Below are 12055 nucleotides of genomic sequence, written 5' to 3'. Positions count from 1 at the left end.
CATCACCCACACCTTCACCGGCAAGTAGCGGTCAGCCGCAGGCACTGCGCCAGAGGGGCCCGTCGACCATCACGGTCGGCGGGCCCCTCTGTACGGTGCGAGACCGTGCTCAGCCGATGAAGGCGCCGGACCCGTAGTCGTCGTAGTTCGAGTACGAGCTCCCCATCGAGGCGAACGCGAACAGCCCGATGATCCAGAGGATCCACACACCGGTCATCACCCAGCCGGCGATGACACCGGTGAGTGCCAGGGCGCGCCCGCTCTCACCGGTCTGCTTGATGCGGCCGAGGGCGAGGTGGCCGAGGATCGCGCCGGCGGGACCGAGCAGGATCGCCATGAAGAACAGCGGGATGGCCCCGAGGCCGAACACGATGGACAGGATCGCCAGCGTGTTGGTCTTCGGGCGCTGCGCGTAGGGCTGGTAGCCCGCGGCCGCGTAGGGGTTCTGCTGGCCCGGGGCGGCGTACGGGTTCTGCTGGCCGGGGGCCGCGTACGGGTTCTGCGGCGCGGCGTAGGGGTTCTGCTGCTGCTGCGCGCCGTAGGGGTTCTGCGGCTGCTGCGCGGCGTACGGGTTCTGCGGCTGCTGCGGCGCCGCGTACGGGTTCTGCGGTGCGGCGTAGGGGTTCGAACCCTGCGGGGCGCCGTAACCCGGGTGCGCCTGCTGTCCGGACTGCCCCCACGGGTCGTTCGGCGCTGCCGCCGGTGCCTCGGGAGCGGACGCGCCGTACTGCTGCGGCTGCCCGGACTCGGGCTGGGCCGCACTCGACGGCACCGACGATGCGTTGCTGTCCGGCGTCTCGCCCGGCTTCGGCCACTGGTTCTGATCGGACACCGTCCACCCCTCTCGGCGCCACGGTCGTCGGCGCCTCATGTGAATCCTCCCACAGACACTCCCCTGCGGGCCGGACGCGAGCACGACGCAGACCGGACGCGGAACGGCGTCGGCCCGCGAGCGTCAGACCTGGACGGTCGTCACCGGCAGCGTCGAGTCCGCCGCGATCCCGAGGTCGCTCGGCGCGTGCCCCTCGGCGACGAGCCGGGCGCCGATCGCCGCGATCATCGCCCCGTTGTCCGTGCAGAGGTCGAACGGCGGGATGCGGAGCTCGACACCGGCCGCAGCACAGCGCTCCTCGGCGACGGCCCGCAGCCGGGCGTTCGCCACGACGCCGCCGCCGAGCAGGAGCCGGTGCACGCCGGTGTCCGCGCACGCACGCAGCGCTTTCGTGAGGAGCACGTCGACCACGGCCTCGCGGAAGCTGGCGGCGACGTCGGCCACGGGGACCTCGCGCCCCTCGTCACGGCAGCGCTCGACCCACCGGGCGACGGCGGTCTTCAGTCCGGAGAACGAGAAGTCGTAGCGGTGCGCGGCCATGTCCTTCGGCAGCGTCAAGCCGCGGGGGAAACGGATCGCGGTGGGGTCGCCGTCCGCCGCGGCCTTGTCGATCTGCGGGCCGCCGGGGTACGGCAGCCCCAGGAGCCGCGCGACCTTGTCGAACGCCTCGCCCGCGGCGTCGTCGATCGTCTCGCCGAGCAGTTCCACGTCGCCGACGAGGTCCTGCACGAGCAGCAGCGACGTGTGCCCGCCGGACACCAGGAGCGCCACCGTCGGCAGGTCGATCTCGGACCCGTCCGACCGGAGGACGTCGGCGCCGACGTGCCCGACCAGGTGGTTCACGCCGTACAACGGCTTGCCCGTCGCCACCGCGAGGGCCTTCGCGGCGCCGACCCCGACCATGAGCGCCCCCGCGAGGCCCGGCCCCGCGGTCACCGCCACGGCGTCGAGCTCGTCGAGGGTGACGCCGGCCTGCTCGAGCGCAGCGGTCAGCGTCGGGGTCATCGCCTCGAGGTGGGCCCGTGCGGCGACCTCGGGGACGACGCCGCCGTACCGCGCGTGCTCCTCCATGCTCGACGCGATGACGTTCGCGAGCAGGGTGTTGCCACGCACGATCCCGACACCGGTCTCGTCGCAGCTCGTCTCGATGCCGAGCACGAGTGGTTCAGCCATCGAGGGCCTCCTGTCCGATGGGGCCGACGCCGGACGGGCCGACGCCGGACGGCCCGACGCCGGACGGCCCGACGCTGGGAGCCGTCACGAGCTCCGCCCGCATCACCCACGCGTCCACACCGTCGGGCTGGTAGTAGCGGGGGCGGACGGCGATCCGCTCGAACCCGAACGCCGTGTACATCGCCTGGGCCACGGGGTTGTCGGCGCGCACCTCGAGGAAGACCTCGTGCACGCCACGCCGCCGCGCCTCGTCGAGGAGCTCGGTGAAGAGCACCCGACCGAGGCCCTTCCCCCGCTGGTCCGCCGCGACCGCGATCGTCTGGACGTCCGCCACGGGGTTGCCCGCCAACGAGGAGAGCCCGGCGTACCCGACGATCGTCGGCGCCCCGCCCTCGGTCGTCTCGACGACGACGTAGTACCCGTGCGGCGAGTACAGCTCGCCGGACATCTGCGACGCCGACCAGGCATCGGTCGGGAACGACGCGTGCTCCAGCCACATCACGTCGTCGAGGTCCTGCGGGTGGGCGCGCCGCAGGCGCAACCCGTCGGGCAGCGTCACTGCTTCACCCGCTTGGGCGCACCCGGCATCGTGACGTCCGGATCGCGGAGGTAGAGAGGCGCGTCCTCGGCGAAGGGCGCGCCGGAGGTGAGCCGGTCTGCGGCGAGCGCGCCGAGCCTCCAGGCCGGGATGGACAGGGCCGTCACGCGGTTCCAGCCCACGGCGTCAGGCCAGGAGGCGCGGATCGCCTCGTCGAGGTCTGCCGGCTTGGCGAGTCCGGGACCTGCGACGCGCGTGCCGGTCTGGCCGTAGGCGCTCCAGTAGACCTCGCGCCGACGCGCGTCCGTCAGGACGACGAACGGACCGGGTCCGTCCTGGTCGGCCGCGACCGCGTCGTGGCTGACCAGCGGGAGGACGGGGACGCCGCGTGCCGCGGCGAAGGTGCGGGCTGCGGCGATGCCGACGCGGAGGCCGGTGAACGGCCCCGGCCCCATGCCGGCGACGACGCCCGTGACGTCGGCGGGGGTGATGCCGGCCTCGTCGAGGACCTCGGCGAGGAACGGGCCGATGACCTCGGCGTGGCGGCGGCTGTCCTCGGTGCTGCGGGTCGCGAGGGCCTGCCCGCTGCCCGGGTCGACGACGGCGACCGAGGTTCCGGCGGAGGTGTCGATCGCGAGCAGCACGGTCCCATCGTAAGCGGCGGCGCGGTTGCTCGATGCCGATCGAGCGCCACTCCGGTGGCGGTCCCGGTCAGTGCTCGTCGTCCCGGACGACCGCACGCCGGACACCCTCGACGGCAGCGGCGACTCCTCGTTCGCGGACCGCCGCGTCCTCGTGCTCGGACTCGTGCACGAAGACGGTGGCACCGCGGCGCGCTCCGCAGAAGTCGACGACGCCGTGCTCGAGCTGGGTCTGCAGCGCCTCGCGGTACCCGTGCCGGTCGTAGACACCGGCATCGTCCCCGGCGACGGGCACGAGGTGGACGGTGAGCCGACCGAGGTTCCGGCGCATGCCCTCGTCGCCGCCGACGTCGAACGCCCACCCGTTCACGAAGACGCGGTCGATCCACCCCTTCAGCAGCGCCGGCAGCGACCACCACCAGACGGGGAACACCAGGACGAGGTCGGTGGCCCGGTCGATGCGCTGCTGTTCGGCGGCGACGTCCGTCGGGGCGTCCTCGCCGGTCCGGTAGGTGTAGCGGTCGGCGAGGGTGAAGCGCGGGTCGAAGCCCTCGGCGGCGAGGTCGGCGATCTCCGCCGTCCCCTCGGGCAACGTGCCCCGCAGTCGTTGCGCGACGTGGTGGGTCAAGGAGTCGGGGTCGGGGTGGGCGGTCACGATGAGCGTCGGCACACTGCATCTTCGCGAGGGCGGCTGGACGGCAGCAGGACCGCAGGGTCAGAGGACGGCGTCCGCCCAGCGCGGGCCGGAGGCGGTGACGACCACACGGCGCGGCTCGTCGGGGACGTCGTCCGGGTCGAGGTCGTCCGGGGTGCTGTCGTCACCGGCGACCGAGTCGTCGGCACCGGTCGCGCGGACGATCTCGACGTCGAGGACGCTGTCCGAGATGCCGTCGACGAACCCACGCCCCCACTCGACGACGACGATCGAGGCGTCCCAGTCGAGGTCGAGGTCGTCGAGCTCCACCGGGTCGGACAGCCGGTAGGCGTCGACGTGCACCAGGTCCGGCCCGGCCGAGGTCGGGTGTGTCCGGGCGAGGACGAACGTCGGGCTCGAGACCTGCCCGCGGGCGCCGAGCGCTGCGCCGAGCCCCCGGGTCAGGGTGGTCTTGCCAGCGCCGAGCGGACCGGTCAGGACGACGAGGTCACCGGCACGGAGGACGGCCGCGAGCCGGGCACCGAGTGCACCCATCTCCTCGGTGGTCCGGGCGGTGGTGTCGAGCAGCACGTGGGAGTCGGTCACCGTTCGCCCCGGAGGTACTCGGCGACGTGGCCCTCGACCCGGTGCCCTTCGTAGACGCGCGGCACCCGGGTGCCGATCCGGCAGACGATCTCCTCGCCGATGGTGCCGAGCGCGTCGCCCCACTCGAGGACCGTCATCTCGTCGTGCTCACCCGTGCCGAACAGCACGACGGTGTCACCGACCCGGACGTCGTCGTCGCCGACGTCCACGAGGAACTGGTCCATCGCGACGCGACCGGCGATCGGGTAGCGCGTGCCGCCGATCGCGACCTCGATGCGGCCCTGCGCCAACCGCGGGACGCCGTCCGCGTAGCCGACCGGGACGAGCGCGAGGGTGGTCTCGGCGGTGGTGCGGTACGTGTAGTCGTACGAGACACCGGTGTCGACGGGCACGCGCTTCGTCTTCGCGACCGACGCGGTCAGGGTCATCACGGGCTCGAGGCCGAGGTCGGCCGCCGAGACGCCGTCGGCACCGGGGATGCCGAACAGGTTCGCGCCCATCCGGACCATGTCCTTGCGGAACTCCTTGCGCTCGAGCCCGGCGAGCGAGGCGGCGACGTGCTCCGTCGGGATGTCGAGGCCGAGGTCGTCGGCCTGCTCGACCGCGTCGTCGAAGAGCGCCACGGCGGAGGCGTCCTCGTCGTCGGAGGACTCGGCGAGGTGCGTGTAGGCGGCCACGACCTCGATGCGCCCGTCACGCTGGGCGTCGCGGGCGAGGGCCACGAGGGCGGGCCAGTCGTCCGGCGTCGAACCGTCGCGGTGCAGGCCGGAGTCGAAGCCGAGGTGCACCCGGGCGGGACGCTGGTCGACGGCGTCGATCACCCGCTGCAGCTCCGGCACGTTCGAGACGCCGAGGTCGACGGCGGAGTCGATCGCGTCGCGGAAGTCCAGCGCGGGGTCGTGCTGCCACGTGAAGAGGTGGACGTCCTCGCCGACGCCGATCGACCGCAGACGCAGGGCAGCGGGGACCGTGAGCACGCCGATCCACCGGATGCCCGCGTCCACCGCGGCGAGGGCGATCGGCTCGAGGCCGTGCCCGTAGGCGTCGGCCTTCATGATCGCCATGAGCTCGACCGGGTCCATCCACTCGCGCACCAGGTCGAGGTTGGCGCGGTAGGCGTCGAGGTCGATCTGGGCTCGGCGCAGCGGCGCGTTCACGAGGTCCTCCGTTCGACGCTGCGGCCGACCCGGGCGACCACCTCGTAGTTGATCGTGCCGACTGCGGCGGCCCAGTCCTCGACCGCGGGGTCGCCGTTCGCCGGGTCGCCCCAGAGCACGGCCTCGTCGCCGATCCGGACGTCGGCGTCGCCGATGTCGACGTGCATGGCGTTCATCGCCACGCGACCGACGACCGGGAAGGTGCGGTCGCCGATCCGCACCGAGACGCGGTTGCCGAAGTCGCGGTCGAAGCCGTCCGCGTACCCGAGCCCGATCACCGCGAGCCGGGTGTCCGTCGTCGCACGCCAGGTGTAGCCGTAGCTGACGCCCTCGCCAGCTCGCACCGGGACCGTCCGGAGGACCGCGGCGGTCACGCGCATCGCGGGGCGGAGCCCGAGGTCGGCCGAGGTGCGGTCGGGGAACGGGCTGAGGCCGTACAGCGCGAGGCCGACCCGGGCGACGTCGTGCCGGGTCTCCGCGACTGCGAGGCTCGCGGCGCTGGCGGCGAGGTGCACCATGTCGGGAACGATGCCGTTCGCAGCGAGACCGTCGAGCGCCCGCTGGAGGGCGGCGTCCTGGTCGAGGTCGTCGGCGCGGGAGGCGTTCGCCAGGTGCGACATCAGGCCTTCGATGCGGGTGCGGTTGCCGCTGCGGGCAAGGCGACCGGCGGTGGCGAAGAGCTCGGACCACTCGGACTCGACCGCGCCGTTGCGGCTCAGGCCGGTGTCGACGCAGATGTGCACCGCGGGGACCTCGGAGTCGGCGGCGGCGGAGAGCTGGTCGACGCTCGAGACCGCCGGGGTGATGCCGTACTGCGCGGCGCGACGGAAGTCCTCGTCGGGGGCGTGCAGCCACGCCAGGATCCGGACACCCTCGTCGATGCCGGCGTGGCGGAGGGCGATCCCCTCGTCGATGTCCGCGACGCCGAGCCACTCCGCGCCGGCGTCCACGAAGGCCTGCGCGGACTCCGCTGCGCCGTGGCCGTAGCCGTTGGCCTTGACGACCGCGATGACGCCGGACGGTGCCACCTGTTCGGCGACGGTCGCGTAGTTGGCGATCAGCGCCTCCCGATCGACCGTGATGCCGGTGAACGCGCTCACCTGTATGCCCCTGTTCCTTCGAGGACCACGAACGCCGTCGCGATCCCTCCGTCGTGCGAGAGCGAGAGGTGCACGCTCGTCACCCCGCGCCCGTCCGCCACCTGGCGCGCCCCCTGGCGCAGCGTCAGCGACGGGTTCCGCTGGTCGTCGGAGACGACCTCGAGGTCCTGCCAGCTCAGCCCGGCGCTCGACCCGAACGCCTTGATCAGCGCTTCCTTCGCCGCGAACCGCGCGGCCAGCGACGCGATCGGTCGCGGTTCCCCGTCGCGGACGAGCTCCGACGGGGTGAAGAGGCGCGTGCGCATCGCGGGCGTCCGGTCGAGCACCCGCTCGAACCGTTCCAGGTCGACCACGTCGACACCGATGCCGATGATCATCGTGCGACTACTCGACGGTGACCGACTTCGCGAGGTTGCGCGGCTGGTCGACGTCGAGGCCCTTGGCCGCGGCGAGCTCCATGCCGAACATGTGCAGCGGTGCGACCGCGAGCAGCGGCTCGAACAGCGGCGTCGCGAGCGGGATGCGCAGCACCTCGTCGGCGAAGGGCAGCACGGCGGCGTCGCCCTCTTCCGCGATCGCGATCACCCGGGCGCCGCGGGCGCGGATCTCCTGGATGTTCGAGACGACCTTGGGGTGCAGCGACCGCGGGTCGCGCGGCGACGGGACGATCACGAAGACGATCTGCCCCGGCTCGATCAGGGCGATCGGGCCGTGCTTGAGCTCACCGGCGGCGAAGCCCTCGGCGTGGATGTAGGCGAGTTCCTTGAGCTTGAGGGCACCCTCGAGCGCGATCGGGTAGCCGACGTGGCGGCCGAGGAAGAGGACGCTCCGGGTGTCGGCCATCCAGCGGGCGAGGTCCTTGATGCCGGACGCGTCGTCGATGGTCTGCTGCAGCTTCGGTGCGAGCCCCTCGAGCTCCGCGACCTGCTCGGCGATCTGCTCGGCCGTGAGCGTGCCCCGCAGCGTGGCGAGGTGCAGCCCGAGCAGGTAGAGCGCGACGCCCTGCGCGATGAACGCCTTGGTCGACGCGACGGCGACCTCGGGCCCGGCGTGCGTGTAGATCACGGCGTCGGACTCACGGGGGATCGTGGCGCCCTGGGTGTTGCAGATCGACAGGACTTGGGCGCCCTGCTCGCGGGCGTACTTCACGGCCATGAGCGTGTCCATGGTCTCGCCGGACTGGCTGATCGAGACGACCAGCGTGCGGTCGTTCAGCACCGGGTCGCGGTAGCGGAACTCGTGCGCGAGCTCGACCTCGACCGGGACGCGGGCCCACTGCTCGATCGCGTACTTGCCGAGGATGCCGGCGTAGGCCGCGGTGCCGCAGGCGATGACGATGACCCGGTCGACCTGCGCGAGGCGGTCGGCGATCGGGTCGAGGTCCGTCAGCGTCACGGCACCGTCGTGCACGCGGCCGAGGATGGTCTTGGCGACGGCCTCGGGCTCCTCGCTGATCTCCTTCGCCATGAACGAGGTCCAGCCGCCCTTGTCGGCCGCGGAGGCGTCCCAGTTCACCTCGAACTCGCTCGGCGATGCCGGGGTGCCGTCGAAGTGGATGACGTCGACGCCGTCGGGGCGGATCGTGGCGATCTCGTCCTGCCCGATGGCGAGGGCGCGCTGCGTGTAGGCCACGAACGCGGCCACGTCGGAGCCCATGAAGTTCTCGCCGTCGCCGAGGCCGACCACGAGGGGGGAGTTGCGACGGGCGCCGACGACCACACCGGGCTGGTCGGCGTGCACGACGAGGAGCGTGAACGCCCCTTCGAGCCGCTGCACGGCCTGCTGCATGGCGGCGGTCAGGTCACCCGTCGCGCGGAACGACCGGGCGACGAGGTGTGCCGCGACCTCGGAGTCGGTCTCGCTGAGGAACGCGACGCCCTCGGCCTCGAGCTCGGCGCGGAGCTCGGAGAAGTTCTCGATGATGCCGTTGTGGATGAGGGCGAGCTTGCCGCCGTCGGCCAGGTGCGGGTGCGCGTTGCCGTCGGTCGGGCCACCGTGGGTCGCCCAGCGCGTGTGGCCGATGCCCGTCCCGCCGTCGGCGATGGGGTGCGATTCCAGCTCGTCCACGAGGGCCTGGAGCTTGCCCGCCTTCTTCGCGGACGCGAGCTCGTGCGACCCGTCCACGACGGCGATGCCCGCCGAGTCGTAGCCGCGGTACTCGAGCCGACGGAGACCACCGAGGAGGACGTCCTGGCTGCTGTTGCTGCCGACGTAGCCGACGATTCCACACATGGGGACGATCCTACGGTCTGGCTGGACGACGACCCTGCGAACCAGCAGGGCTGGGGATAACGTTTGGGACATGGGACGCTTCGACGACATCGCGATCACGACGCTGCACGGTGAGGACACCACGTTCGGGGCGTTCGCGGACAAGGCGGTGCTCGTCGTGAACGTCGCGTCGCGCTGTGGCCTCGCTCCGCAGTACGAGCAGCTCGAGGCGCTCCAGAAGGAGTACGGGCCCCGCGGCTTCACGGTCCTGGGCTTCCCGAGCAACCAGTTCCTGCAGGAGCTCGGCTCGTCCGAGGCGATCGACGAGTACTGCTCCACCACGTGGGGCGTCACCTTCCCGATGTCCGAGAAGGTCAAGGTGAACGGCAAGAGCGCCCACCCGCTCTACCAGGCGCTCAAGGAGACCCCGGACGCCGACGGCAAGGCCGGGCGGGTCACGTGGAACTTCGAGAAGTTCCTGGTCGCCCCGGACGGCACGGTCACGCGGTTCCGCCCGACGACGAAGCCGGATGCGCCGCAGGTGATCGCTGCGATCGAGGCGGCGCTGCCGGTCTGATCGCGAAGGCCGATCGAGAGTGATCGCGATCGCTATGTTCCAAGCATCACCCGTCTGCAATATGTCATATTGAACATCCGCACACGAAGGATGTTCCATGTTCCCCAACTCCATCCGGGCCTGCTCGATCGGCGCACTCGGCCTCGCTCTGATCGTCGCGCCCGTCATCGTCCCGGCCACGGCGCACGCCTCGCCCCACCGGCTCGATGTCGCTTCCAGCGCCGCTCCGGTGCCGTTCTCGATCACCTCCGGCACGAAGTACATCAAGGGTGAGCCGTTCTCGATCACCGGCACCGGCCCGCGGTCCAGCACCATTCAAGTTGCCTCCGACGATCCTGGCTTCCCGAGGGGCGCCGAGACCGACGCGGCCGGGAAGTGGTCGTACCCTCTGACGGATTTCGCGACTCGGAACGAGAGCCTCACCTTCGACTTCCGTACCATCGACGACGAATTCGAGCGGATCACCTTCTCCGTCGACCGCGACGACAAGGCCGTACCGCTCTCGATCACGTCGGGCACGAAGTACATCCGTGGCGAAGCGTTCACCATCACCGGCACCGGGCCTCGATCCAGCACCGTCGAGATCATCTCCGCCGAGACCGGTTTCAGCCGCACCGTGAAGACCGACGCCGACGGGAACTGGTCCTACCAGCTCAACGACTCCGCCACGCGGAACGACAGCCTCACCTACCACTTCCGCACCCACCTCGGCGAGTTCGAGACCATCACCTTCACCGTCGACCCCGACAACGAACCCGTCCCCTTCGCCATCACCTCCGGCACGACGTACATCAAGGGCGAACCGTTCACCGTCACCGGCACCGGGCCCCGATCGAACGCCATCGAGATCATCTCCGCCGAGACCGGTTTCAGCCGCACCGCGAAGACCGACGCCGACGGGAAGTGGGCCCACGAGCTCAACGACTCCGCCACGCGGAAAGACAGCCTCACCTACCACTTCCGCAGCCACCTCGGTGCGTTCGAGACCGTCACCTTCACCGTCGACCCCGACAACGAACCCGTCCCCTTCGCCGTCACCTCCGGCACGACGTACATCAAGGGCGAACCGTTCATGGTGACCGGAACCGCGCCACGCTCCAGCAAGCTCGAGGTCGTCTCCGCGGCCGGATTCGCCACCCTGGTCGACACCTCGACTGACGGCAAGTGGTCCTACATGCTCAACGAGTACGCAACGAACGCTGACGGCCTCGCCCTTCGCTTCCGGACGCACCTGGGCGAGTTCAAGGAGATCGCGTTCACCGCCGACCCCGACCAGCGGGCGGTCCCGCTGGCCGTCACCTCCGGAGTGACGTACACGCGTGGCGAGCCGTTCACCCTCACCGGTACCGCGCCACGGAACACCGGTGTCGCCATCAGCGTGCCGAGGGGCAGCGCCACTGCCGAGACCGATGCCGACGGCAACTGGTCGTACACGCTCGACGCGGAGCTCACGGACACCGACTCGATCGCGGTCGGTCTCGACAACCACCTCGGCGAGCACGAGAGTGTCACCCTGCAGGCCGATCCCGACGCACTCGCTGTCACGTCGGGCCGGTCGTACACGAAGGGCGAGCCGTTGACGGTCACCGGCACGGGCCCACGCTCCACTCCGCTCGAGATCTCGATCTCCGGTGGCGTCCCCGCGGTGATCGGGATCCGCGCGGACGGGACCTGGGCGTACGAGCTGGGTGCCCGCGCGACCGACGTCGACGAGCTCGTCCTCGGACTCCGACCGAACAGTGGCGACGCCAAGACCGTCATGCTCGCGGGGAAGCCGAGCACCAAGCCCGTCCCCTTCGCAGTCACCTCCGGTACGGAGTACGTGCAGGGAGAGCCCTTCACGATCACTGGTACCGGACCCCGCTCGAGCACGATCGACGTCTTCCCCGAGTACCTCGAGCTCACGAGGAACACGAAGACCGATGCGGACGGCAAGTGGTCGTACCAGCTCAACGAGTACTTGACTCGCTTCGACAGCCTGACGTTCGGCTTCCGCACGGTCGCTGGTGAGCACCAGACGATCACCTTCACGCCGGACCCCGACCAGAAGGCAGTGCCCTTCGCGATCACGTCCGACACGACCTACGGCAAGGGCGACGCCTTCACGATCACCGGGACCGCACCGCGCTCGACGACGCTCGAGATCACCAACGAGCACGGTGTCACGAAGAGCGTCGCGACCGGCGCCGACGGCACGTGGAAACACACTCTCAACGAGTCCGCGACGAACCGCGACCGCTTCACGTTGCGATTCCGCACCCACCTCGACCACTTCGAGTCGGTCACTTTCACTGCCGATCCGGCCAAACAACCCGCACCAGTGGTGATCACGTCAGGAACGACGTACACGAAGGGCGAAGCGTTCACCATCGCCGGCACCGCCAAGCCAAAGGCCGAGATCGGTGTGCGCATCGCGCTGATCGGCCCGATCGACCCGGTGACGGCCGATGCCGCCGGCAAGTGGTCCCTGGCGATCACCGCCGACCAGGCGAAGGAGGACCGCCTGGCCCTCGTGCTGACCGCGAACGGCAGCGACCAACGGCACGAGTTCACGGCGCGGGACGAAGCGACCGAGCCCGCGCTCCG

12 protein-coding genes are annotated in these 12055 nt (G+C 71.0%); 2 read left to right on the top strand and 10 right to left on the bottom strand.

The genetic code is table 11. From position 1 onward, the window contains the following. Positions 1 to 109: 109 nt before the first annotated feature. The 10 genes from BIV01_RS13605 to glmS form a co-directional block, all read right to left on the bottom strand. Positions 110 to 832: a DUF4190 domain-containing protein gene (locus BIV01_RS13605; protein WP_071294739.1), complete on the bottom strand. Its 723-nt coding sequence runs from the start codon at positions 830 to 832 to the stop codon at positions 110 to 112. Positions 833 to 955: 123 nt separating this feature from the next. Then, the gene (gene tsaD, locus BIV01_RS13600) at positions 956 to 2005 is read right to left on the bottom strand and encodes a tRNA (adenosine(37)-N6)-threonylcarbamoyltransferase complex transferase subunit TsaD (protein WP_071294740.1); all 1050 of its coding nucleotides are present in this window, start codon (positions 2003 to 2005) and stop codon (positions 956 to 958) included. Then, positions 1998 to 2564, bottom strand: coding sequence for a ribosomal protein S18-alanine N-acetyltransferase (gene rimI / locus BIV01_RS13595; RefSeq protein WP_071294741.1), 567 nt, complete (start codon positions 2562 to 2564; stop codon positions 1998 to 2000). The genes tsaD and rimI overlap by 8 nt, the downstream gene beginning before the upstream one ends. Further along, positions 2561 to 3187, bottom strand: a complete 627-nt coding sequence (tsaB, locus tag BIV01_RS13590; protein ID WP_071294742.1) for a tRNA (adenosine(37)-N6)-threonylcarbamoyltransferase complex dimerization subunit type 1 TsaB — start codon at positions 3185 to 3187, stop codon at positions 2561 to 2563. Before tsaB ends, rimI begins: the two co-directional genes overlap by 4 nt. A gap of 67 nt (positions 3188 to 3254) precedes the next feature. Next, positions 3255 to 3854, bottom strand: coding sequence for an NAD(P)H-dependent oxidoreductase (locus BIV01_RS13585; protein WP_071294743.1), 600 nt, complete (start codon positions 3852 to 3854; stop codon positions 3255 to 3257). A 45-nt stretch (positions 3855 to 3899) separates the two neighbouring features. Next, a complete protein-coding gene (tsaE, locus tag BIV01_RS13580) occupies positions 3900 to 4424 on the bottom strand; it encodes a tRNA (adenosine(37)-N6)-threonylcarbamoyltransferase complex ATPase subunit type 1 TsaE (RefSeq protein WP_374115182.1) in 525 nt (174 codons plus the stop codon). After that, complete coding sequence (gene alr, locus BIV01_RS13575) at positions 4421 to 5581, bottom strand: alanine racemase (protein ID WP_071294744.1); 1161 nt, start codon at positions 5579 to 5581, stop codon at positions 4421 to 4423. Before alr (BIV01_RS13575) ends, tsaE begins: the two co-directional genes overlap by 4 nt. Next, positions 5578 to 6681 (bottom strand): alanine racemase, encoded by a 1104-nt coding sequence (gene alr, locus BIV01_RS13570; protein WP_254790717.1) that lies wholly within the window; start codon positions 6679 to 6681, stop codon positions 5578 to 5580. Before alr (BIV01_RS13570) ends, alr (BIV01_RS13575) begins: the two co-directional genes overlap by 4 nt. Beyond that, positions 6678 to 7058, bottom strand: a complete 381-nt coding sequence (locus BIV01_RS13565; protein WP_071294746.1) for a holo-ACP synthase — start codon at positions 7056 to 7058, stop codon at positions 6678 to 6680. The genes alr (BIV01_RS13570) and BIV01_RS13565 overlap by 4 nt, the downstream gene beginning before the upstream one ends. A gap of 7 nt (positions 7059 to 7065) precedes the next feature. Next, a complete protein-coding gene (gene glmS, locus BIV01_RS13560; protein ID WP_071294747.1) occupies positions 7066 to 8913 on the bottom strand; it encodes a glutamine--fructose-6-phosphate transaminase (isomerizing) in 1848 nt (615 codons plus the stop codon). A 70-nt stretch (positions 8914 to 8983) separates the two neighbouring features. On the opposite strand from glmS, the gene BIV01_RS13555 reads away from it, so the two are divergent. After that, positions 8984 to 9469 (top strand): glutathione peroxidase, encoded by a 486-nt coding sequence (locus tag BIV01_RS13555; RefSeq protein ID WP_071303179.1) that lies wholly within the window; start codon positions 8984 to 8986, stop codon positions 9467 to 9469. A gap of 97 nt (positions 9470 to 9566) precedes the next feature. Further along, a partial coding sequence (locus tag BIV01_RS13550; protein WP_139199361.1) for a hypothetical protein occupies positions 9567 to 12055 on the top strand: 2489 nt, incomplete at its 3' end.

The organism is Curtobacterium sp. MCBA15_013, from assembly GCF_001865095.1.
In the GTDB taxonomy this organism is placed as follows: Bacteria; Actinomycetota; Actinomycetes; order Actinomycetales; family Microbacteriaceae; genus Curtobacterium.
The sequence above is the reverse complement of the archived record's forward strand: the minus strand, read 5'-3'. Positions and strand labels throughout refer to the sequence as shown.